Raw genomic sequence first — 22,701 nt, 5'->3', positions numbered from 1 at the left:
ATGACAGACCGTTCGAGAGACCTGACAGGAATTTCGGTATCCGACGCAGAAGCCCTCGCTGATCGGGAGGGGCAGCGCGCGGCAATGGAGCGACGTGCCGCCAAAGCCCGGCGTGAAGCCAATGCGGCGAAAGACCGCCAGATTGCAATCGCACTCGACCATGATGACAGCACCGAAGACGCCCCGCGGGTGATCGCCAAAGGTTATGGCGAGGTCGCGGAAAAGATTCTGCGCCTTGCTTTTGAAAACGATGTGAAAGTGCGGAAAGATCCGGACCTGGTGCAGATCCTCGCTGCCGTCGAAGTAGATTGCGAAATCCCGGTTGAAGCCTTCGCGGCCGTCGCAGAGATCCTTACCTATGTATATCGCGCCAACGAACGGGTCCGTGTCGAGGAGCAGAAATGACAGCCGCAAATCCAGAAAATCCGGCAGAACGGCTGGCATCGGTGCGTGCACGCCTTGAGGCTGCCCTGAAGGAGCCGTCGTCAATCATCTCCGGCGCACTTATCGGCCTTGAAACGGATGTAGCGTCCGTCTGTACAGCGATCCCGAACCTGCCGCCGAAAGAAGCCCACGCCCTCGCTCCGGAAATGAAACACGTCATCGGGCTGCTTGAATTGCTGTCGGAGGTAATGGCCAAAAAGGCGGCTGAGGAAGCGCCCCCTGCCGATTCCGCGAACTTGCGCAGGAAGGCCGCAGCAGCCTATGGCGGCAAAGGGCACGGCAACGGCTGACCGCATCCGAACGTGTCGCCTTGATTTCCGGCCCTGCCCGGCTTCTCCCCACAGATCACCGTTACTTCGCATCACGGACATCGGCTTGCCGGTTCCCATCCGCGACACCTTGTGAAATGCTTTCATCATGGGTTTTGATATTTATGTTCGGTTTTTCCTCGGCTTCGCCTTCACGATCGGCCTGATCGGCGTAGTCTATTGGGTTGCCCGCCGCTATGCGGGGAGGCTTGGTATTGTACGCGCCCACAATTCCGGGCGTCTCTCAGTGACCGGTCAGATATCTCTCGACCCGCGGCGTCGCGTGATGCTTGTGCGCTGCGATGACCGCGAGCATTTACTGCTGCTTGGCCCGAATAACGATCTGGTTATCGACTCAGGCATGGGCACGAGCAGCTTTCAGTCCGCCCTGAAAGCTGCCGGAACCAGCGACAAGCCGGCTGAAAAGGGAGAGCAGGCATGAGACAGGCCCTTTTCACACTCCGCTGGCCGCACTGGGCCGGCCTCGCGGGAGTTGTCTGCACTGCCCTGATCTACCTGATTGTGACGCCGGATGCAGTGGCGCAGACCCTGACTCTGGATATCGGTGAGCCCGGCGGCTCGACAACGGCGCGCCTGATCCAGCTCGTTGGCGTCGTTACACTGCTCTCCATTGCGCCGGGCATTCTGGTGACCGTCACATCTTTTACCCGGCTGGTGATCGTCTTCTCTCTGCTGCGTACCGCTCTCGGCACCCAGCAATCGCCGCCAAATATCGTGATGATCAGCCTCGCACTGTTCCTGACCGGCTTCATCATGGCTCCAACACTTGAAAAAGCGTGGCAGGACGGCATCTCTCCGTTGATCGAGGAAAGGATAGACGAATTTGAAGCCTTCGAGCGCGCCGCCGAACCATTCCGTGTCTTCATGCTCAGCCAGGTCCGCGACAAGGATCTTCAGCTGTTTGAGGATATTGGCCGGGTCGGCCCGGACGAAATCGGCGCCAACGCGCCCCTGAAGGTTCTCGTCCCCGCCTTCATGATCAGCGAACTCAGACGCGCCTTCGAGATCGGCTTCCTGATTTATCTACCGTTCGTCATCATCGACATGGTGGTCGCCTCGATCCTGATGTCCATGGGTATGATGATGGTACCGCCGGTCATCGTCTCCCTGCCCTTCAAGCTGATCTTCTTCGTTCTGGTGGATGGCTGGTATCTGATCGCCGGAAGTCTCGTCCGAAGTTTCGGCGCTTCTTAGCTAGGCCCAAGGACACTCGCAACACCAAGTACGGACACAACCTAGTTTGTTGCACTCAGCGGCTTGTCCTTGAGACGGTCCCTATAGGACGTCAGGAAAGCCTGAAACCGGCCAATCTCACCGAACCGGTCCGCCAGCGTCCGGAAATCGTCGAGATCTCCCTCGGTCTTGTTGGTAATCAGGCGGAAAGCTTCGCGGAACGGCGTGTTGTCCATCTGCTGGGTGAAAATCTGCCGAACCCGGCTCAACTGCTCGATATTGTTGCTAAGCGACAAGGATACAGCCCAGTTCAGGATCAAAGTCGCTGCGCGATCGTCGATCCGCCGCCCGTCCTGACCCGACCGTCCAACCAGACGCTGGAAAACCTCGGCAGCCTGAGCCCAGCGCTGGGTCCGCCAGAAAACATCCGCGCGCAACAAATCCGCATCCCGGCTCTGATCACCGGACAGCAGCCTCAATGCACCGTCCGCATCCCCCAATTCAAACTCAGCGCGGGCGCGGAGGCGCTTACGTTCCAGCGCCAGATCTGCCCCCATACCGGGAGCGACACTTTCATCCAGCGCGGCCAGTGCTTCTTCAGGTCTGCGGTCCAACAAACGGATCAGAGCGAGCCTGGCGCCGACACGCGCCTTGTCTCCGCCCTGCAGACGGAACTTCACCTGCCGTTCCAGCAAAATGGATGCACGATCAAGCAGATCGACCTGGACCAGACGATCCGCCAGCCTCTGGATGATCTCGTCTCCGCGGGCGCCGACAGGGGTAAGCTCACGGAACTGATCGTAAAGCGACAACGCCTGGATCGGCGTCATCTTGTCAGCGTCGCCCTCGGTGAAGATCCGGCTGAAGGAATCCGTCATCTCCTCGGCGACCTGCTCGGCATATAGATTTTCCGGGAAGAAGGTCACCGCTTCACGCAGCGCATTCAGTCCGTCGATATATTCGTTTTCTTCCAGGTAAAGCTTGCCCAATTCGCGCAACAGGTCGAACTCAACCTGGTCCCCGCGCCACGTGTAGCGCAGGCTCTCAAGCCCGGCAATAGCATCGGTAGGACTGATCTGGCCAGCCCTCAGACCATGTTCGATCAGAGCCCGCTCGGCACGGACCCGTGACCAGCGGTCCAGCCCCTGGGATAGACGCCGCCAGTAATCCAGCGCCGTGTCGATGTCACCAGATGCATACAGCACCCGCCCCCGAAGATAATTAAGGCGGGATTGCTCGCCGGGTGTCGGCTGGCCTTCAGCGACAACATCGATGAAGGCACCAGCGCCACGATAGTCGCCGGCGCGGATCGCCGCTTCTGCCGCCAGCAGCGCCATTTGTGTTGCGACGTTTCTCGGATATCCACCTGGTATTTCACCGGCACGGGCGAAATGCTCGACCGCTTCCGGCCACCGTCCCTGAGACGCCTTCGTCGCACCACGCCACAGCTCTGCCTCCGATAGACCGCTGAGATTGCGGTCCATCAGATCTTCCTCGGCTTCCTTGTAACGCCCCAGCATGAAATGAGCCGCGCCGCGCAGCGCTTTGACGTCCGGCCTGCGGGAAAGATCCTCGTCCTCGGCCTCGATCGTCCGAAGCAGCCCCATCGCTTCCGCGGAAAGGCCGTGCGCGAAGTAAAAATGTGCCAGTTCCAGTCGGGGACCGCTGCGCGCGATACTGGTCGCTTCCGAAATCCGCCTCTGTATCGCCTGCTTTTCTTGCAGGAACTTTTCCGTGCCCCCTTTCCGCCAATTGCTGAAATCAAATATCCGGCCAGGCGCCAATCCCGGCGGCAATCCGTCTATCCGCTGTGCAACCTGATCGTCCGTCGATTGCTGCACATTTCGAGAAATCGTCAGCCCCCCGAGCTTGGTGATGGCAACACCATCCGGCAAGGACCGGATGGTGACATCATCAGCCAAAGGCTGAACAACCACGCCCTGCGCCGAATTCAGAAGATTGAACTCGGTGAATTGCCGCAAACCGTCGACACCGCGGCTGAGCGAGGCGACCGGCACGACAAACAGCTGATCGCCGATCTCGGGGTCCCTGATAATGACGGTCGCGCCGTGGTCCTCCAGCGGGATGAAAACGCGGGGGCCCTGTGCGCTGACGAGCTGTGTTTCAACCCGCACCGGCACATCCGGCCGGCTGTTCTGGGGCCGGAAATCAACGATCCAGACGGCATTGTCACGCCAGACTCTGGGGTTAACGCCTTCGACGGTGGGGAACCGGACAGCCGATCCTCCATTTACCGGAACCTGAATTTTTTCGCCGAACAACTGATAGTCGGCACTATTAAGGCCCTTAAGATCAAAGCGGGCGGGCGCTCCGAAGACCACCCACACATATCCGGCCCGCGCGAACACCGCAGCCGCAACAGGCTGGGTCCACTCGAAACGAACCGAGACGATGTTGTTGTCCTGCGCGGCGGTGACCGGAATGACCGGTCCTTCGATCACCCCCTGATTTCCGGCACTGAGGCTGGAAACTAGAGACTCGCCGTTCTTCATCAGCGTCTTCAGATCGATGTCCTGAAGACGTGTCGCAGTTCCAAAAGCCTCCGGTTCTATCTCGGGTGACTTGCCCGGCGCCGTCGCTTGCGAAACTGTTTCCGATTGAGGGAGACCGGCTTGAGCAGGACCGGCAGCGGCTTGCTGCTCTGCCCCAGCTCCGACGGCAGGAGGTATGGGGGCTGGGTTTTCTGTCGCTTCGGCCTGCGGCGCATTAGCAGGTGCTGATCCCGATGCTGGCGCCACCGAGGCCGGAGGCACGGCCACTCCGGCAGCCCCCTCGGCTTGCGGCTGCAGCCCGAACTGCGCGGCGACCTGTTTCGCGGAATCGGTCGCCTGATTTTCCGGTACTGCTGCCGTCACCGGCTCTACCGGTGCGGCTCGAGGCGCGGGCACTGCAGGCTCTGTAGATGCGGATGCGGATGCGGATACTCCCGTTCTGCTCGGCTCACCGCCTTCCACCACATCCAGAACAACCCGCGTTCCGCTGGTGAAATGCCGAACACCTTCACGCGCCTGCAGCGGGATCGTTACATCGATCGCATTACCGCCAGGAACCGAACTGAAATTCTTTAAACGCTCCGGAATGAACCGCCGGACCTCTTCGTCATTGATCCAGGCCGGGTTTTCGAACCGGATAACCGCGCGGTCCGGTTGCTCCGAAACGCTATAGGGCGTTTGCTTCGTCCAGTCGAAAACGAAACGATAAAACTTGTCGTGCGCGCCTGTCCGTACGGACAATTCAGGCACATTCGGTGGCCTCGGACCCGCCGCTGGCGGAGCACTCTTTGCCGGGGCTGGAGCCGCTGCGGGCGCGGGTGTCCGAGCAGGCGAAGCAGGAGCGGCAGCAGCTCTCGCAGCCGGAGCCGGAGCTGGCGCCGCGGCAGCAGCCGGTGCCGGAGCATTACGATCAAAAAACTCCAGGACAACCGATGTCCCGACTCGACTTGAGCGGAACCGCGGATTGCCTGTGAGATCGATCAGCACCGTTCGGTTATCGCTATCGAGGCTGACCCCGGAGATGAAATTCCCGACACCGTTTGCCACCGGGCCGAAATCGGCTACGACCGGGCGATTGAACACGATCGCCAGAGTGTTGCCGAACTTTTGAGCCTCGTAACCGACCCGAGCTGGCCAGTCGAATCGCAGGCTATCGACGCCGTTCGCACTTCCGCTTGAAATACCAACGGTCTGCGCCCCGGCCGAAGCCAATGTGACGAGCACCAAGCATAGCACGGCTATGGTCCGGATCGCGGCAGACCGCACCGCGGCTCCAGCCGATGTGATTCGCCCTCGCTCCTCGCATGTGAGCTGCCGCATGCTCATCGTCGGTCCCTCTCGTGATAAATCACGAGATCTACGCGCCGAGCCCTGCGATATCGATCTTCGAGCGGCAATGATCTGTCGATTTCTCCGAATTTCCCGTCAGCAGCACCTCTGACTTCAACCGGCTTACGATAACCGAAGCGCTGAAGCGTGTCGGCAACAGAGAGTGCCCGGGCAAGCGACAGGTCCCAGTTCGAGCGGAAAGATCCGGACGCCGATGTGAACGGCCGGGGATCCGTATGCCCCACAATGTCGATCCGGTTGTCGATCTGGGTCAAGGCAACGGCAAGATCGAAAAGCGCTTCCTCGCCGGAAGCCCGCATGGTTGCTGCCCCTGGCTGGAAAAACACGTCGCTTGCCATGGACAGGACGAGCCGCCCGTTCTGCGCCGTAATCGTCGCGTTCTGCAGAATGGCATTGCGGGACATGGTCACTTCAAGAAGCCGTCGCAGATAGCCGAGATCGAAACCCCGCCCCGGATCCTCGGCCTCAACGCTTTCCGGCATCAGTGCTTCGCGTGATCGTTTTACCGACTCGGACGAGAACGTGGACCGAAGGGACGCGGTGAAGGATTCCCATTGCGGTGCATCCGGAGAGGTCATCGAGAACAGCAGCACGAAAAACGCGAGCAAAAGTGATACCAGATCGACAAAGGTCACCATCCAGGTGCCACCCTGATTCCGTTCGCGACTCCCGCGCCGTGCCACCCTCCCTCTCATCGAGCCCCCTGCCCTTCAGCACCGAGATGGACGGCAATACGGACGGTATCGGGCCGCGGCAACTCACGGAATCCGATGGATACGTTTGCGCGGGGGGTCCCCGATGCGATCATGATCTCAGCCAGCCGGGCCGCTCTCTGTCGCGCCAGCAGCATTTCGTTCCCGGGTGCGGGAACGTTGAACCAGAACCGGATTTCAGCTCCATCGCGTGCAGTTTTTGACGCGAGAACAGCGGAGACGCGTTTTGAGAAATCGCGGAAATCAAAGATTGGATCGACCCGGTCACCCTCGAACAGGCGTCCGGATTGGAAATCTATGTAAAACGGGTTACCCGGCCGCTCCAGACGGATCTGGGTCTCGCTGAGCAGCGGATCGAACGCTTCGAGAAAATCGTCCCGCAGTCCTTTTTCGTCGGCTTTACCGGGTTCGCCTTCGAATACGCCCGCGCCAGTTCCGCCCCGCAGCACAGATGCAAAGCTCGAACGCACACTGTCGATGACGTGTTCGCTCTTGCCCGACTGACGGGTGGAGATTGAGTTGAGAAAAATGAAGAACGCGAGAAGGAGCAAAAACAGACTCAGAAACAGCGGCAAGCTGCCGAGCTGGCTTGCACCACGCGCCTTGTCTTCGCCTTGGGCCATAGACTACTTGTTGAGTTGGTCCATCAGCGCATCAATTTCTTCCTGGGTCTTCGCATCGGAAGGCAGCTGAGGACCGTTCAACAAACCCTCTTCTGAGAACGGTTCACTACCTGATTCTTCTACATTTTCCGGGTGTTTGTCACGATTTCTTTTCGCCCCGGATGAAGCGCCGCCGTGACCGTGCCCCGTATGGGCCATTACAGCTTCGACCCGATCCGCAACACCGTTCAGGGTCTTGTGGATCCGGCCCACTCTCTGGCCTGTTAAATCCTGGAAACCGCAAGCCTCGAAAATCTCGATAATTGCTTCGCCAACGGCCTCGGAAACCGCTTCCGGCATGCCTTCCCGCAACTCGTCGATCTTCTCGACGGCCGTCAGGATTCGCTCGGCTGCCTCTTCGGCAACCGAGGCCATTGCGTCAAGTTCCCGCGCTGCTTCCGGTAACAGATCCTCGCGGATTCCGTTCTCAGTCATAGACAACTACCCCGCGCTGTAACCGGCCCAAGAGAGCAACAGCTATCAAAAAGCTCCGATAACCGCGGTCATCTTCGTCTTCAGCGTCTCTGCGTTGAACGGCTTCACAATGTAATTGTTCACACCGGCCTGCTTTGCAGCCACAACGTTCTCAGTCTTGCTCTCGGCAGTAACCATGATGAACGGCGTGCTTTTCAGTTTGGAGTCTGCCCGTACTTCCTTGAGCAGCTGGAGCCCTGTCATCGGCTCCATATTCCAGTCGGAAATCACAAGACCGTATTCGTCGCCGCGACGCAGCATCTGCAAGGCAGCACTGCCATCGCTCGCTTCGTCTACATTGTTGAAACCAAGCTGCTTAAGAAGGTTCCGAATAATACGCAACATTGTCTTGTAATCATCGACAATGAGAACCCTCATGCCCTTGTCGACAGCCATCGGCACCTCTCCATTTTCATTCAGGGCCGGATCCAGTCCGGCTTTCAATTAACCAACGCCCAGACACTAACAGCGATCCTATTAAAAGGTCGTTAATGCCTGATATACCGATGGAATACTGCGAATAGCAGGTCCCCGGCAAGCAAAGTCTAGCTATGCGTTCTCGAGCGCACAATCCGCGGGATAAAATCAGTTGGTATTGGGGATGGTCCGCCGCTCGGCGATTCGCGAAGTCACTTCCTTCGCTTTTTGCGGGCGCATATTAGCGAGTACGGACGCGGACTTTGATGCCTTCATCCGGTCGAAAACCCGCAGCAGAATGCTCATGTCCAGCTCATCGAAGATCCGCGCGGCATCCTTTGGCTTCATTTTCTCGTAAATCTGCACGAGGCTCTTGATCTCTTTTTCTTCCTGCTCGTCGTAGGTCTTGATCAGCCCTTCGATTTCCGTCCGGACCTTCTGAAGCTCGACAATCTTCTTGTCGATTCTGTCTTCAGCGGCCGTCAGCAAACCCTCTTTCTGGATAACGGTCTGCTCCCGGGCGTCCAGCTCCTTGCGCCGCTTCGACAGATCCTGCAGCAGCTCAATTTCGGAGCGCGTGAAGAGCACGGGATCGAGCGGTTTGTCTCCATCGCTGCTTTTCGCAGGCTCGGTTGCCTGCGCCAGCTGCTCTGGCTCAGCGGCACTTCCCGCTTGTCGTGACGTCGGAGCCGGGCTGTCCGCCTCGGCGAAGGCGGCAACGCTGACCGGCGACTTCCCGTTCTCCAAAACATCCCAGATGCCGACAACCTTGACCCCCATGAGGAACATGGAAACGACAACCACGACAGGAAGAACGCGGATAAAAGCGCCTGAGCGCTTGGTCTGCTTGCGCGGAATACCCGCCTGACGATGATCCCCGGCAGTTGGCGATTTCTTCCCCGCCGCACGCCGCGCGGGTGCTTTGCCTTTAACGGCTTGTCCGCCCTGAACACGCGCGGCATTCGGCGTCGCCGTCTGCCCGGCATCTTCCGGCTTTACCGTGGCTTTCCGTCCCTGCCTGTCATATGCCATCAGCGTGCGTTCCTCAGTGCTTTCAGCAACTCTTCCTCAGCTTCCGAACGAGGGGCCCCGGCGTCATCGGCTGACGTCGCCCGCCCGGACCTTGCCTGCTCCTGCGATCGTCCGGCTTCCTGCGCACGGCGGGCCGCCGGAGCAGGACGCTTCGATCCCGGCTTTCTGACCGGGTCGGGCTTTGCCGCAGCAACCTGACCCTGAGCTTCCTTCGAAACGATTTTGGTGCCTTCACTCGCAGTTGCAAGGCGCCCAGCCACGATATCGGCACGCTCGACCAGGAAAGCAAGCTCATCGCGCAGCGCTTCAGCCTTGGACGCCGCTTCCCTGAAGACCGCCTTGCCGTTCTCCCCTGCATTGCGCAGGCCCGCAGTTGCCGATTCCGCCCGCGCGCATGCGACGTTCAGTTTATCGACAAAGACTTCCATCTCATCGTGATTGCCGCGCAGACGATTGAGCTTACGGTTCAGGATCATCGCGTAGACGATGGTCGCCAGCAAAAGTACGACCAGAAGGCCATCAAGGATCAGGGGCAGCATCGTTTCTGACATGCGGTCCGCCTACATCTTTCGCAGCTTCTGCTTGATCTTCACCGCGATGTTGCCGTTGCGCTGCCCCATCCCGCCGATAAAGAGCGGGACCTCGCCGCATCGCATGTCGATCGTCGATTTCGGGCTGGCGTTCAGCTGCAGCTTCGTGCCCGGCTTCCAGTTCAAGACATCGTTCAGCGACAGGACAACTTGGTCCAGTACCGCTTCAAGCTCGATATCCGTTGCCCAAAGCTCATTCGCCAGGTGAGTTTCCCAGATAGAGTCACGGCCGAATTTCTCGCCCATGAACATCTGCAGCAGCAGCTCACGGACCGGCTCCAGTGTGGCGTAGGGAAGCATCAGTTCGAGACGCCCGCCGCGATCTTCCATGTCTATACGGAGCCGCGCCAACACCGCTGCGTTCGCAGGCCGCGCAATGGTGGCGAATCGCGGGTTCGTTTCCAGACGATCGAAGCGGAATGTCACCGGGCTCAACGGGTCGAAAGCAGCGGACAGATCGCTCAGTACGACCGTGACCATGCGTTCCACCAGATTACGTTCGATCGTGGTGTATGGACGGCCTTCAATACGCATTGCTGCCGTACCCCTGCGACCACCAAGAAGAACGTCAACGATGGAATAGATCAACGCCGAATCGACGACGAGCAGGCCGTAGTTATCCCATTCCTCCGCCTTGAACACGCTCAACATCGCCGGTAGCGGGATCGAGTTCAGATAATCACCGAAACGGATAGAGGTGATGTTGTCGAGTGAGACCTCGACGTTGTCGGACGTAAAGTTACGCAGGCTTGTCGACATCATCCGGACGAGGCGGTCAAACACGACCTCAAGCATCGGAAGACGTTCGTATGAGACGAGAGCCGAATTGACGATGGCCTGGATACCCGAGGTATCGCCATCACCGCCGGCACCCTCGTCAAAACCAAGCAGAGAATCGATTTCGTCCTGGTTTAGAACCCGGGCGCCAGTACCACTGCCGCCACCAACATCATCGTCCTCGTCGTCTTCACCCATCGCCTCCCATTCGGCGGCGAGATCATCATCGGCCATGCGAATTCCTCACTGAACCAGCATTTCCTTAAATAGTACATCTTTCACCCGCGCCGGGCGAACAGCCAGGTTCACACGGCGGAGCAGTTCCTCACGCAGACGATACATGCCAGCAGACCCTTGCAGGTCGTCCACGCGGAGTTCACGTAAATATACCTGAAAGTTGTCAACGATACGCGGCAAGTTCTGATTAACGACATCCACATCGGCTGGATCGCTGACTTCCAACGCGATTTTAATCTTCAGGAATGCCGTTTTGCGGCTGTTCGTATTCAAATTGACGATGAGGTCGGGAACTTCGAAGAAGATTGCCTGGGCAGAGGTTTTTTCTTCCACCACCTCCTGAGGCTCCGCTCCTGCCGCGACTTCGGGAGGAGGCTCCTCGCCGCCCAGCATACCAAGCATGATCGCCGCGCCCGCGCCCGCTCCAACCAGGAGCAGCAGCGGCAGCAAGACGAACAGGATGATTTTTTTGGGGCTTAGCTTTCGACTGGCTTCTTCCTCACCCGCTTCACCGCTGTCCTCAACGACTTCGCCTTCCTCGGCCATGCGTTCCGTCCTGTTCCAAGCCCATTAAAACAGCCAGCACCTGGCTGAATATAGCAAAGCGTAACCAGCCTGACCCGATCGGGGCGCGATCCAAACAGTGCATGCAGCCCCAAGCATCGGGAAACCCAGACACACCTAAAGAGTAAAGCATATAATGCGCCAATTCTCCATATTTATCATAAACTTCGCGAAATGAGCGCACCCAGTCTCTAAAGACGCGCATATCGGAGACTTGAGGTCCATTCAAGCAAGGCCCAGATCAGCTCTGGAACACCGCCCGGCAAAAGCTTCCATCCCGGCGCGACTTGCCGAGCGACGCGATCCAGAGCCGCTGGCCCGATATTTAACCTGTTGATTTTCCCTGACTTAATAACTGGCACGAAACCTGCTTATTCCTCGGCAACGGCCGTAGAACGCGGCGATTTGGACACTGGTTGGGAATTATCGTCATGGAAAATGCGATCTATATCGGGCTCTCCCGGCAATCCGCCCTCCGGCGCGAACTGTCTTTGGTCGCCAACAACATCGCGAACTCAAGCACAACCGCCTTCAAGCGGGAAATCGCTCTCTACTCGCCTTATGAAACCGACACCAAGATGGACGAGAAGCTGGACTTCGTGATCGACCACGGAACCATCGTCATCCATCAGCCCGGCACACTTCAGCCGACGCAGAACACGTTCGATGTCGCCATAGAAGGCCCTGGGTTCTTCACGGTCGATAACGGCCGGGAGCAAATGTACACCCGGAACGGCAACTTCAAGCTCAGTCCGGACAACCAGCTGATCACCGGTAACGGTGAGCTGGTCATGGATACGGACGACAACCCGATTTTTATCCCGCAGGACGGTCGCAAGATCGAGATTTCGCCGGATGGTACCATCAGCGCCGGGCCGGAAGTGCTCGGAATCCTGAAAGTCGTCGAATTCGACGACCTGCCGCGCATGCAGAAGCGCGGCGGCAGTACCTTCGAGACGACCGAACAACCCCGCCCCCCCGAGCGCTCCAAGATGCTCCAGGGTCACCTCGAGACTTCTAACGTCTCCGCCATCTCCGAACTGACCAGACTGATCGACATTCAGCGCAGCTATGAAGCCGTGAAGAACATGCTGGATCAGGAAGCCGAAAGACTTCGCACCTCGGTCCGTAAACTCGGCACCGCCACAGCCGCCTAATTTGCCGGAAGAAGGAAGAAAACCATGCAGTCACTAAACATCGCCTCCACCGGCATGCTGGCTCAGCAGACCAACGTCGAGGTTATTTCGAACAACATCGCCAACATGAACACCACCGCCTTCAAGAGACACCGGGCCCAGTTCCAGGATCTGCTGTATCAAGATCTGCGGCGGGTTGGCTCCAACTCCTCGGATGCGGGCACGATTGTTCCCTCGGGCATCCAGCTCGGTGTCGGTGTCCGCACGGCAGCGACCTATCGTGTGAACGAGCAGGGATCGCTGATCCTCACCGACAACCAGTTCGATCTGGCGATCCGCGGCAACGGCTACTTTCAGGTCCAGCTTCCGGACGGCGAAACGGCTTATACCCGTGACGGCTCCTTCCAGGTGAGCCAGACGGGTGAGCTGGTGACCGCGGATGGCTACACCGTCCAGCCGGGCATCACAGTTCCGGCCGGCGCAGTCGGCGTGACCATCAACCAGTCCGGCCAGGTTCTGGTGAAGCTGGACGGCCAGACGGCAGAATCAAATGTCGGCCAAATCCAGCTGGCGACCTTCCAGAACGATGCCGGTCTCGAACATGCCGGTAACAACCTGCTTCTCGAAACCGAAGCTTCCGGCGCGCCGAGCACGGCCAACCCGGAAACGGACGGCTTCGGCGGCCTTTTCCAGGGCTACATCGAATCCTCGAACGTGGATCCGGTGCAGGAAATCACCGACCTGATCACGGCCCAGCGCGCCTACGAGTTGAATTCGAAGGTCATCGAGACCTCGGATCAGATGATGGCCACGGTCAATCAGGTTCGCTAACGCGGCCTGACCCCGGAAACCAGGGAGTAACGACATGACACGCAAAATGCTGAAGCCACTGAAGCTCATCACGGCCGCCGCGCTCTTCGGGATTGCCCTCGGCATCCCGCAGACGGCGACAGCGAGCGAGACCAAGGGCGTGCCGCTCTTTGCAAATGAGACCGTCATGCTCGACCGGGACACGCTGATGCTGAGCGATCTTTTCTTAGGCCTGCCGGCCGGAAAGGACGCCCGCGTCGGCGATGCCCCGCCCCCTGGCGAAAACATGGTGGTCCGCCTGCGCACGCTGCAGAAACTGGCTTCCATCCACGACCTGGACTGGACACCTCCGCACAATCGGATACGTGTCGCCGTCCAGCGCGAAGGACGCGCGGTACCGCTGCAGTTGATCCGGGAGGCCATCGCAGAACGGCTGCAACGGGACTATGTCGCCGACAACATCGATGTCGAACTGACCAACCGTCGACTGACAATGATGATCCCGGCAGATATGCCGCCGGAAATCTCGGTCGATACCATCGACTACAACAGCCAGAACCGACGCTTCGCAGCCTCGGTCTCCGTGCCGATCGGTAACGGCAAGAGTGTCCGCGCTCAGGCACAGGGTGAAGTTTATCCGGTTATCGAGGTTCCGGTGCTGAGCCGGCATGCCGCGCCCGGCGAGACGATCCATGCCAGCGACATCGTCTGGACGGAAATGCGTGCCCGACGCAGCAGCTACAACACGGTAACTTCTGCCGACCAGCTTGTCGGCATGAGCGCCCGCCGGCCGATTACCGCCGGCCGCGTGATCCGGCGAACCGATGTGAAGCCGATTGAGCTGATCCACAAGGGTGATCTGGTGACCCTGATCTTCAGAACCTCTTTCATGACGCTGACATTGCGCGGTCAGGCCCTTGAGAGCGGCGCGCGCAAGGACACGATCCGCGTGAAGAACCTTTCCAGCGGCAAGACAGTTGTCGGTTCGGTCACCCAATCCGGCATCGTCTCCGTCGCCGGCCCGCGTCTTGCGATGAACTAGGCACTCCTTTCAAGGAACCGGAACAATGAAAAACAAGTCCCTCCCCGCTCTGCTCTCCCGCATCACCGCTGTTGCCCTGATCGGAATGTCCGTCAGCGCCTGCAACCTCTTCCAACGCCTTGCCGACATCGGCAAAACGCCGGAGCTCTCGGAGATCCAGAACCCGACCCAGGCGGAAAACTACCGCCCGGTCTCGATGCCGATGCCGGCACCGGTCACCGCAACTCGGCAGGCCAATTCTCTCTGGGTGGAAGGCTCCCGCGCCTTTTTCGAGGATCAGCGCGCCAGCCAGGTCGGGGACATCATCACCGTTGTCGTTGAAATCGCAGACGACGCCGCAATCGACAACCGCACCCGGCACGACCGCACCCATACCGACGGCCTCAATGTAAATGGCCTGTTCGGAGCGCAATCCCTGCTGAGCGATGTCTTCGCCGAGGGAACGACGGGCGCCGGCCTTGTGGATCTGAATTCATCCCTGGCCAATGACGGCCGCGGCCGGATCGACCGGAACGAGACCATCAACCTGCGTGTCGCCGCCGTGGTGACGCAGCAGCTGCCAAACGGCAATATGGTTCTCTTCGGGCGCCAGGAAGTTCGGGTGAATATGGAAGTTCGCGAGATCGTCGTCGGTGGCGTGATCCGCGCGGCGGACATCACTTCCGAGAATACCGTCAGCTATGACGAGATGGCGGAAGCCCGCATTGCCTATGGAGGCCGCGGCCAGATCTCCGACCTGCAGCAGCAGCGCTACGGTGCTCAAGCGCTCGAAATCCTGATGCCCTTCTGATCCCCTCATGATCCAACAACTCCGGGCGGTAAGATTTACCGCCCGGAGTTGTTCTGGCCGCATGCGGCCCTCATCGCGATGATTTCATCCAGACTCAAAAAGGCCGCTCCCTGAGGAACGGCCTTTTCTTTATTCATTTAGATATATCGGGGTCAGTCGTCGCGGTGTGTCCGCTCAAGGCGCTCATGCCGCTCCTGGGCTTCGAGGCTCAAGGTCGCGATCGGCCGAGCTTGAAGACGACGCAAGCCGATCGGCTCATCCGTCTCCTCACAATACCCGTAACTGCCGTCCTCGATCCGATGCAGCGCCGCATCGATTTTGCTGATCAGCTTGCGCTCACGATCACGGGTCCGCAGTTCGATCTGTTGGTCAGTTTCCAGAGAGGCGCGATCAGCCATATCCGGTTTCTGCAGATTTTCCTGGGTCAAGTGGCTCAGCGTCTCGTTCGCTTCATGCAGAAGCTCAGCACGCCACTTAAGCAGCTTCTGGCGGAAATATTCCTGCTGCTTTGAATTCATAAAATCTTCGTCTTCCGACGGCGAATAGTCGGGCGGCAAAGTGACGCTCATCCCGGTCCTCCAAGACAAAGGCCAATGAAAGGCAAGATTTCTGCCCTTTTCGAGCGGCCGGAGTATATGTCCGGGGCCCACTCGGTTTCAACCCTCTGATTGCAGATGGATCGCATCACTTTTCATGCGCACAAATAATTGAAATTAAATAACAATTTTGAAAGCAAACCTGAAACTCACAAAAAAGCGCCAAGTTTTGCGAGTTCGACCCGTGCCCGAAGCTCGATTTCATCCAGTATCTCACCTAGGCGGGGATCGGTAAATTTCCGCTCACGCGTTGTCGTGATACTGGTCGCGAGAGCCCGCAATTCGGATTCTGGGATGGCTCCCATAAGAAGGCCGTCGCGAATCCGTTCCAGCCGGACCAACAGATCTTCTCCGCGCTCAGCCCCCTGCTTTCCCCGGCCGCGTCCATCCGGATTTGTTTCCTGAACGGCCAGCAGCCCGTCGACCGACATAGCGGGACCGGACCCCTGCGCGGACGTACTTTCCTGAGCTCCGTCGAGAAGACCGGAAAATTGTGTCCCCCCTGCGCTGCCCGACTTTGAGGTTTTTCGGGTGGCGGGGGTACTGACACGGCGTGATGGATCTATTTTCATAGTGCAAGTCCTACCTATTCCGGAGTCATACACTATCGGCAAGACACCTTCATAGCGAATAAAGCCTTACGATTTTCAGCCTATTCAACGTCTGGAAAGCTCAGGAACGGAGGTGACTGAAGCCACTGATCATACTGACGGAATAACTGGCATGGTATTCGCATAACCTTCGTCGACTGGGGTCCGAGAGACGACTCCAAGAGAACACGAGGAACCGATAGAGATGCGGCCGCAAGAAAACAAACAGACCCGCTCATCGCTTTTTACAAGCTCGCTCCTAGGCCTTCTGGCCATGGCGGCGCTGATGATCGCCGCGCCGACGCAGCACGCGTATGGCCAGACTCGCATCAAAGACATCGTCGATTTCGAAGGCGTCCGGGAAAACATCCTCGTCGGCTATGGCCTCGTGGTTGGCCTGAACGGCACCGGCGATGCACTCGATAGCGCGATCTTCACCCGGGAAAGTCTGGTCGGCATGCTGGAGCGTCTCGGCGTCAATGCCCGCGACGACAACCTCGACACCGACAATGTCGCCGCCGTTATGGTGACCGCGACCCTCCCCCCGTTCTCCAAGCAGGGCAGCCGCATTGACGTCTCCATTTCCGCCATCGGCGATGCCGAGGACCTGTTGGGCGGCACTTTGCTGGTGACCCCACTGGTCGGCGCAGATGGAGAGGTCTATGCCGTGGCCCAAGGTCCCGTGGCAACCGGGGCAATTTCTGCCGCTGGTGACGGACAGAGCGTTGTCCAGGGCGTACCGACCAATGGCCGGATCGCCAACGGTGCAATCATCGAACGGGAAATCGCTTTCTCCATGGCGTCCATGGAAACCGTCACCATCGCGCTCAAAAACCCGGATTTCACAACGGCACGGCGGATCTCGCAGGCCATCAACGCCTTTATCGGCTTGCCGATCTCCCAGGCGAACGATCTCGCCTCGGTCCGTATGATCGTTCCTGAGAATTACCGCGGCAACGCCGTCGCCCTCATCACGGACGTGGAGCAGCTGCGCGTAACCCCGGACATTGCCGCCAAGGTGGTGATCAACGAGACGACGGGCATCATCGTGATGGGCGAGAATGTCCGGATCAGCACGGTCGCTATCGCCCAGGGCAACCTGACGATCCGGATCACGGAAACGCCGCAGGTATCGCAACCCCAGCCGTTCGCGCAGACCGGTGAAACCGTCACCGTCCCGCGGACCCAGATCGAGATCGATCAGGATGAGGACAAGCAGCTCTCCGTACTCGCCCAGAGCGTGACGCTCCAGGAATTGGTAGACGGGCTGAATGCACTTGGTATTGGGCCACGCGATCTGATCTCTATCCTGCAAGCCATCAAGGCCGCAGGCGCCCTGCAAGCCGAAATTGAAGTTCTTTAAGGGAGCCGAATGATGCAGACCACATCCCTCACCGACTCCGCCGCCGCCAGCGCCCAAGCGCAGAGCGCCCGCACAACCGCAGCAGTGCAGAAACTTCAGGCAGCTGGCAGTGACAAGACGGAAATCCGACAGGCGGCCGAGGAGTTCGAAGGCATCTTCATCAGCCAGATGCTCGGCCACATGTTCAAGGGAATGGAAAGCAACCCGATGTTCGGCGGTGGCCAGGCCGAGAACATCTACCGCGATCTGCTGGTCGATGAGTATGGCAAGCAAATGGCCGGCACTGGCGGCATCGGACTTGCCGATAACATCGAACGCCAGTTGATCTCGTTGCAGGAGGTACGTTGAGATGCCTGATTATTCCATCGTCGAGGCATTCCGCGAGAGCATGATTGGGCTGATGAAGCTCTTGAATGAAGAAACCGCGCTGTTGAAAAAACGCGAATTCAAGACGCTGGACAAGCTCCAGGCCCGAAAACGCCAGCTGTCCCTCGCCTTCGACAAACACCAGACAGAGGTGCGTGCGCACCCGGAAGTGCTGGATGATGTGCCCGATGACGACCGGACAGAGTTGCGGGAACTTTATCAGCGCTTCCGCTGTACTCTATCGGACAACATGCTGGCGCTTCGCTCCAGCCACGATGCTGCAGAACGGGTTGTGTCACTGATCATGGAATCGGTACGCAAGCAGCGCGGTATCGATGCCGAAGCGCCAACTTTTGGGAAGACCCGCACGGGCTACGCAGCCTACGCGCCCCTAGCCCAACCGATGGTAGCCGTCAGCAAAAGCCTGTAATTGAAGAGCGCTCGCAGGCCGCGCTCAATGAGCTTCCTGTAAACCGGGCGAGCCGTCAGGAAAGGGCAGACGCCCGGTCCTCGGCATCTTTTGCCGCTTCCTCGTTTCCAGCCTTACCGTGAAGGCGCGCGAGCAGTTCAAAACTTGCCGCATTGCCGGCATCGAGCGCAACCGCCCGTTCAGCTGCAACGATGGCGTCATCGTCGTTTCCGAGAGATTCAAACAACAATGCCATTTCAGTGAAGCTGTCGCTTTCCGCAGGTGCCTGGGCGAACGCCGCCTCCAGTTCAGTGACTGCTTCGTCGCGCTTCCCCAAACGTTTAAGCAGAACGGATAAACGGCAACGTGTCCCTAGATCTTGCGGTACACGCTCCTTAACCGAAACGTAGCAGCGCTCCGCGATGTCAAGTTCATCAAGCTCCATCATGACGTTGCCGAGCGTAACCATCGCTTCGATATTCTCATTGTCAGCATTGATCGCTTGATGCAGGAACTCGCCGGCACTCGGAAGGTCATCCCGATCAATCTCGAGAACACCGCGCCAGGTCAAAAGCCGACTGTTGTCCGGGTCATGGGAAAGACCGTTTTCGATCACGGCAATCGCATCGCCGATTTTTTGCTCGGCTCGATAAACCAGAGCAAGAGACAAAAACGCCTCACTGATTTCAGGATCCTTGGCAATCGCCTTCTTCAACAGCTCGGTTGCCGTCTCTAAATGACCCCGATGCAATTCAAGAGTGCCTGCGTGGCAAAGATAGCGGCCCGATTCAGGGTCAAGCTCTATGGCAGAGCTGAAGAAATCCGCGGCAGCATCAAGCTCATCGCACTGCATGCAGAGCAAACCGGCAAGATCCAGAGCCTTATGATTCTGCGGATCCCGTTCGAGGATCTCGATATAGATGTTGCGCGCCTCAACGACTTCGTCGGCTTCATGATGGCTGATACCGCGCTTCAGCAGCTCATTGATCGCGTCTTCATCACTCACGCTGGAACCCTCCATCGAAATACTCAAATCCATTCTATAAATTCGTATCTATCAATTCGTAACATAGTTGGATCTATAGGGGAATTTTAGGAACCTCCCCTTACGTCAATTACTCAGCATCTATCCAGAAAATTGCGGCCCTGACATAAAACAAGGGCGCCGGACCTATGTCCCTCGCCCTTTAATTCCTAACCCGCACAAGATTCATAGCAGCGCTCAATCAATGCCGCTGCCCCGACTCAGATCAGAACGTCAACTTCCTGATCCGCTCCAGCATTTGCAGACGACTCGCTATTCTCCACAGCGCTCGCCTCTGATTCCCCGCCGGCGCCGGGTGTCTTCTCCGAAGCCTCAACAGGTTCCTGCACGAGACCCGCGCTTTTCTGAAGTTCACGCACGACACGCTCTGGCGGAAACTGTTTCGTCACCTCGCCTGAGCGGCTATCACGAAGCTCAAAAATCACAGCCAGAGCTTCCGGATCAAACCTGATGACCGGACTCAGGTAGAAATCGGAGGATGATTTTTTGGGGGCGCTGGCAGAATCGGAAACCGGCGCCTGCAGCGACGGCGACGGGACGGTTTTCGCAACAGATTGCGTGGTGGTCGCCCCGGAGAGGATTTCGACCATGACCATCTCCATTCTGGAGTAAAGTAACCTGCCTTTTATCGGCAACTTGGAATGTATATAACACCCTACAAAAAGAATGTCGAGTCATTCACGTTTAATTATTCATTTTAGGGAAATGCACCAGGCAAAAATAACTCCATATATTACAACTAGTTCACAGAGAATTCCCACTCAATCTAAATGTAATTAGCGAGCGAGAGCTGCCGCAGCGATGCGGTTGTCTGATAGGCTGCCTGGAGCTGCCCCTGAAGCAGCTGAAACTCCGCTGCAGCTTCAAAAGGATCAACATTTTCAACGCCATCAAGCTGGTTCGACAGCAGTGTATTATCGTCCTTATGCTGCGCCTCAATGTCCGTTATTCTTGCCTGGGTCGTTCCAACCGACGCAACCATCAGGCCGATCGCATCGGCCGCTGCCTCAACCCGCGTCAAACCGTCATCAACCAGGGCGCGAAAATCGTTGTCAAGACCGGCAGCGAAATCAACATCCGCGAAGATAGAGAATACTTCAAAGAGCTCCTCGAAGGTTGAGTTGTCATTAGCGAGCTCGCCAAATTCCAGGCGCACACCTTCCGCCGCATCAAATGCAAACGGCTTTGTCTGGCCTGGTACAATACCGGCAACATTATTCCAGTTAGCATCGGTTCCGAAATGAGTGGCCGACGCCGCGATCACTGCCGCAGAGTTGCCAACGGCGAGCGCAGGAATAGCGGCATAAGCGGCCGTTTTAAGAGTTGCTGCATCATCCACAGGCGCCGTCGAAACATCCGTTCCGTTGAAGAGATATCGCCCCTCGGATTGGGTGTTCAGAAGGCTTACAAGCTGGTCAATGGCGGAATCCGCAAACTGCTTCAACACCGGAGCCGTATCGTCGAACTTGCCCTCCTGCTGGTTGATAAGTTCAACCCGCATTTGCTCTGCAAGATCCTGTATACCGTTCAGTGCCGCTTCCATGATCTTGGTCCGCGTTCGCACCTGCTCGATGGTGTTAACGTAAGCCTCTTTAGTTTGAATTTCCTCACGCAATTGAATTGAGACACGCGCATCGTCGCCTCTCAGACCGCTGTAAATCTGTGAGATCTTCCCGGTCGAGACCTGCTCTTGCGCACGTGAAAACTGGTTCTGAAGGTTCAGAACGGTATTCTGCGCCCGTAGTGACATTGTCAGGGTGGCGACACGCATCGTCTCACTCCTTCCTAACGTATAATGTTAACGAGTTCGTCAAGCGACTGCTGGACAGTCTGCAAGACACGCGCAGAGGCCGCAAAAGCGGCCTCAAGCTCGATAAGTTTGGCGAGCTCTTCATCCGTATTGACCCCGCTCTCGTCCCGATAAGTCTGTATCAGAGTGTCGCGAAAGTTGGTTTCGAATGTCAGCTGGCTTTCAAAGGTCGCATGCTGGTTAGCTTGAAAGCCAACCATCTCAGCGGCAAAACCTTCAATGCTGTTATTGGCAGTCAGACCGAAGCCAGCAACGAAAGTCTGCGTATTCTGGAACACATCGAGCATGGCATTTGCGACACGATGGTCACCGGAGCCGATGGCAACATATGTGTTCGCTCCGTTTCCGGTATCGCCGGTAACAAGGAATGAAGGCGTGCCGGTCACCAGGGCATTAACCTGGATAACTTCCGCGAAGCCCTGCTCGTTACCCAGAGCGTCAGCCGGAACCGCGCCACCGCCATCAACGAACAAGTTAACCACCGCAACCGTGCCGTTGATCGTGAAGGTATCCAGATCGTTCGCCAGCTCGTGCGCCAGTGTGTCCAGCTGATCCTGGGCTTCGACCAGCAGTGTATCGCGCACCCGAAGAAGTCCGGCGAGTTCGCCATCCTTACCGGAAATCTCGGAAGAGATGTCCGGGTTCGTAGCAATGCCAGGGAGGCCGTCCTCCAGCCGCAAGGGCTGGCCAACCGTAGTCGCCGTGAAAATAGACGTTTCCACGAAAGTCAGCGGGAACTTTGTATCATCGAGCATCAGCCGGCTGTCGCCGGTCAGAATGGTCAACTCGCCGTTCGAACGCTCGATCACGTTGATGTTCATATATTGCGATAATTCTTCAACAAACTGATCGCGGCTATCCTCAAGATCGGCTGTGGTCAGACCCTGTACTTTGCGCGTTGCAATAGAATCGTTGAGCGTTTCGATATTCGTCAGTGCCGTGTTCACCAGATCCACTGTGTCCGCGATCTGCCGATCTGCTTCTTTCCGAAGGTTGCTGATGGTCTGCGAGAGCTGCTGGAACTCGGCCGCTACGCTTTCCGCGGCACGCAGGACTTCAGCCTGGTTCGCTCCAAGCTCCGGAGCAATCGACAGGGCCTGAAGTTTTTCCTTCAGATCAGTAATCTTGGAGGAGATAGAGTCGTCGTCGCCTGGACGGCCGAAAGACTCGACCATACGCTCAAGAAAACTATCCAGAACAGTTAGCTCGGAAACGGTTGCTTGCTGGGAACGAATATCTTTCTGCAAGCCTTCATTTACCGTACGCACTACCACGCCGAGATCAACACCCTGCGCCTGACCACCGATGATCCGGGTCTGGAGCTCCTGCGATTTCCGCGTATATGTCTCGTTCGCAGCATTCGCCACGTTTTGGGACACCACATCGATTCGAGCCTGAGCTGCCGACAGACCGGATGTTGCCGCAATAAGAGCGCTGTTAATTGACATGGTGGCTATCACCTCCGAAGT

Annotated in this window: 27 protein-coding genes; 12 read left to right on the top strand and 15 right to left on the bottom strand. The window is 57.9% G+C overall.

Annotated elements, in window-relative coordinates:
- The 4 genes from K328_RS0102670 to fliP all read left to right on the top strand — a co-directional run bounded on the left by K328_RS0102670 (window position 1) and on the right by fliP (window position 1,967).
- Complete coding sequence (locus tag K328_RS0102670) at window positions 1-405, top strand: EscU/YscU/HrcU family type III secretion system export apparatus switch protein (protein ID WP_084608060.1); 405 nt, start codon at window positions 1-3, stop codon at window positions 403-405.
- On the top strand, window positions 402-734 hold the full coding sequence (locus tag K328_RS0102665; protein WP_028464643.1) for a hypothetical protein: 333 nt from the start codon (window positions 402-404) through the stop codon (window positions 732-734). Before K328_RS0102670 ends, K328_RS0102665 begins: the two co-directional genes overlap by 4 nt.
- A gap of 127 nt (window positions 735-861) precedes the next feature.
- Complete coding sequence (locus K328_RS0102660; RefSeq protein ID WP_028464642.1) at window positions 862-1,194, top strand: FliO/MopB family protein; 333 nt, start codon at window positions 862-864, stop codon at window positions 1,192-1,194.
- A complete protein-coding gene (gene fliP / locus K328_RS0102655; protein WP_028464641.1) occupies window positions 1,191-1,967 on the top strand; it encodes a flagellar type III secretion system pore protein FliP in 777 nt (258 codons plus the stop codon). The genes K328_RS0102660 and fliP overlap by 4 nt, the downstream gene beginning before the upstream one ends.
- Window positions 1,968-2,008: 41 nt before the next feature.
- Here fliP and K328_RS0102650 read toward each other — a convergent pair whose 3' ends face one another.
- Window positions 2,009-5,209, bottom strand: coding sequence for a hypothetical protein (locus K328_RS0102650; RefSeq protein ID WP_156901155.1), 3,201 nt, complete (start codon window positions 5,207-5,209; stop codon window positions 2,009-2,011).
- Between the two features lie 5 nt (window positions 5,210-5,214).
- Between K328_RS0102650 and K328_RS26570 the strand changes: the two genes are divergently transcribed.
- Entirely contained in the window at window positions 5,215-5,433 is a 219-nt protein-coding gene (locus K328_RS26570) for a hypothetical protein (protein ID WP_036553075.1), read from the top strand.
- Window positions 5,434-5,781: 348 nt separating this feature from the next.
- Here the strand turns inward: K328_RS26570 and K328_RS0102640 are convergent, their stop codons facing one another.
- The 8 genes from K328_RS0102640 to K328_RS0102605 all read right to left on the bottom strand — a co-directional run bounded on the left by K328_RS0102640 (window position 5,782) and on the right by K328_RS0102605 (window position 11,257).
- Window positions 5,782-6,492 carry an OmpA/MotB family protein gene (locus K328_RS0102640; protein ID WP_169721162.1) on the bottom strand — a complete coding sequence of 237 codons (711 nt, stop codon included), beginning with the start codon at window positions 6,490-6,492 and terminating at the stop codon, window positions 5,782-5,784.
- Window positions 6,493-6,500: 8 nt separating this feature from the next.
- A complete protein-coding gene (locus K328_RS0102635) occupies window positions 6,501-7,145 on the bottom strand; it encodes a hypothetical protein (protein ID WP_028464637.1) in 645 nt (214 codons plus the stop codon).
- 3 nt (window positions 7,146-7,148) lie between these two features.
- Entirely contained in the window at window positions 7,149-7,619 is a 471-nt protein-coding gene (locus K328_RS22280) for a protein phosphatase CheZ (protein WP_051284356.1), read from the bottom strand.
- A gap of 45 nt (window positions 7,620-7,664) precedes the next feature.
- Window positions 7,665-8,054, bottom strand: a complete 390-nt coding sequence (locus K328_RS0102625) for a response regulator (RefSeq protein ID WP_028464636.1) — start codon at window positions 8,052-8,054, stop codon at window positions 7,665-7,667.
- Window positions 8,055-8,243: 189 nt separating this feature from the next.
- Entirely contained in the window at window positions 8,244-9,107 is an 864-nt protein-coding gene (locus K328_RS0102620) for a MotE family protein (RefSeq protein ID WP_051284355.1), read from the bottom strand.
- On the bottom strand, window positions 9,107-9,658 hold the full coding sequence (locus K328_RS25520) for a DUF6468 domain-containing protein (RefSeq protein ID WP_051284353.1): 552 nt from the start codon (window positions 9,656-9,658) through the stop codon (window positions 9,107-9,109). The genes K328_RS0102620 and K328_RS25520 overlap by 1 nt, the downstream gene beginning before the upstream one ends.
- Window positions 9,659-9,667: 9 nt before the next feature.
- The gene (gene fliM, locus K328_RS0102610; protein WP_028464634.1) at window positions 9,668-10,708 is read right to left on the bottom strand and encodes a flagellar motor switch protein FliM; all 1,041 of its coding nucleotides are present in this window, start codon (window positions 10,706-10,708) and stop codon (window positions 9,668-9,670) included.
- Window positions 10,709-10,717: 9 nt separating this feature from the next.
- Window positions 10,718-11,257, bottom strand: a complete 540-nt coding sequence (locus K328_RS0102605; RefSeq protein WP_028464633.1) for a flagellar basal body-associated FliL family protein — start codon at window positions 11,255-11,257, stop codon at window positions 10,718-10,720.
- A gap of 449 nt (window positions 11,258-11,706) precedes the next feature.
- Between K328_RS0102605 and flgF the strand changes: the two genes are divergently transcribed.
- From flgF to flgH, 4 genes are read left to right on the top strand one after another with little or no spacing between them, the layout of a single operon-like run.
- Window positions 11,707-12,432, top strand: a complete 726-nt coding sequence (flgF, locus tag K328_RS0102600; protein ID WP_028464632.1) for a flagellar basal-body rod protein FlgF — start codon at window positions 11,707-11,709, stop codon at window positions 12,430-12,432.
- Between the two features lie 24 nt (window positions 12,433-12,456).
- Window positions 12,457-13,242, top strand: coding sequence for a flagellar basal-body rod protein FlgG (gene flgG, locus K328_RS0102595; RefSeq protein ID WP_028464631.1), 786 nt, complete (start codon window positions 12,457-12,459; stop codon window positions 13,240-13,242).
- 34 nt (window positions 13,243-13,276) lie between these two features.
- Complete coding sequence (gene flgA, locus K328_RS0102590; protein WP_028464630.1) at window positions 13,277-14,263, top strand: flagellar basal body P-ring formation chaperone FlgA; 987 nt, start codon at window positions 13,277-13,279, stop codon at window positions 14,261-14,263.
- 25 nt (window positions 14,264-14,288) lie between these two features.
- Window positions 14,289-15,053, top strand: a complete 765-nt coding sequence (flgH, locus tag K328_RS0102585) for a flagellar basal body L-ring protein FlgH (protein WP_036553073.1) — start codon at window positions 14,289-14,291, stop codon at window positions 15,051-15,053.
- A gap of 152 nt (window positions 15,054-15,205) precedes the next feature.
- Here flgH and dksA read toward each other — a convergent pair whose 3' ends face one another.
- Window positions 15,206-15,622 (bottom strand): RNA polymerase-binding protein DksA, encoded by a 417-nt coding sequence (gene dksA / locus K328_RS0102580; RefSeq protein WP_028464628.1) that lies wholly within the window; start codon window positions 15,620-15,622, stop codon window positions 15,206-15,208.
- 176 nt (window positions 15,623-15,798) lie between these two features.
- The gene (locus tag K328_RS0102575) at window positions 15,799-16,221 is read right to left on the bottom strand and encodes a flagellar assembly protein FliX (protein ID WP_028464627.1); all 423 of its coding nucleotides are present in this window, start codon (window positions 16,219-16,221) and stop codon (window positions 15,799-15,801) included.
- Window positions 16,222-16,444: 223 nt separating this feature from the next.
- On the opposite strand from K328_RS0102575, the gene K328_RS0102570 reads away from it, so the two are divergent.
- The 3 genes from K328_RS0102570 to K328_RS0102560 are packed head-to-tail and all read left to right on the top strand — an operon-like array spanning window position 16,445 to window position 18,398.
- Window positions 16,445-17,602: a flagellar basal body P-ring protein FlgI gene (locus K328_RS0102570; RefSeq protein ID WP_028464626.1), complete on the top strand. Its 1,158-nt coding sequence runs from the start codon at window positions 16,445-16,447 to the stop codon at window positions 17,600-17,602.
- Window positions 17,603-17,611: 9 nt separating this feature from the next.
- Window positions 17,612-17,950, top strand: coding sequence for a rod-binding protein (locus K328_RS0102565; RefSeq protein WP_028464625.1), 339 nt, complete (start codon window positions 17,612-17,614; stop codon window positions 17,948-17,950).
- A gap of 1 nt (window position 17,951) precedes the next feature.
- Window positions 17,952-18,398 carry a flagellar protein FlgN gene (locus tag K328_RS0102560; RefSeq protein ID WP_028464624.1) on the top strand — a complete coding sequence of 149 codons (447 nt, stop codon included), beginning with the start codon at window positions 17,952-17,954 and terminating at the stop codon, window positions 18,396-18,398.
- Between the two features lie 55 nt (window positions 18,399-18,453).
- Here the strand turns inward: K328_RS0102560 and K328_RS0102555 are convergent, their stop codons facing one another.
- From K328_RS0102555 to flgK, 4 genes are all read right to left on the bottom strand, one after another.
- Entirely contained in the window at window positions 18,454-19,383 is a 930-nt protein-coding gene (locus K328_RS0102555; protein WP_169721161.1) for a tetratricopeptide repeat protein, read from the bottom strand.
- Between the two features lie 239 nt (window positions 19,384-19,622).
- Window positions 19,623-20,012 (bottom strand): hypothetical protein, encoded by a 390-nt coding sequence (locus K328_RS0102550; protein WP_028464622.1) that lies wholly within the window; start codon window positions 20,010-20,012, stop codon window positions 19,623-19,625.
- A gap of 176 nt (window positions 20,013-20,188) precedes the next feature.
- Complete coding sequence (locus K328_RS0102545; protein WP_028464621.1) at window positions 20,189-21,193, bottom strand: flagellin N-terminal helical domain-containing protein; 1,005 nt, start codon at window positions 21,191-21,193, stop codon at window positions 20,189-20,191.
- A gap of 14 nt (window positions 21,194-21,207) precedes the next feature.
- Complete coding sequence (gene flgK / locus K328_RS0102540; RefSeq protein ID WP_028464620.1) at window positions 21,208-22,680, bottom strand: flagellar hook-associated protein FlgK; 1,473 nt, start codon at window positions 22,678-22,680, stop codon at window positions 21,208-21,210.
- Window positions 22,681-22,701: the final 21 nt, after the last annotated feature.

Origin of the sequence: Nisaea denitrificans DSM 18348, from assembly GCF_000426505.1 — a bacterium.
GTDB classification, from domain to species: domain Bacteria; phylum Pseudomonadota; class Alphaproteobacteria; order Thalassobaculales; family Thalassobaculaceae; genus Nisaea; species Nisaea denitrificans.
This window is presented reverse-complemented; position numbering and strand designations above follow the sequence as displayed.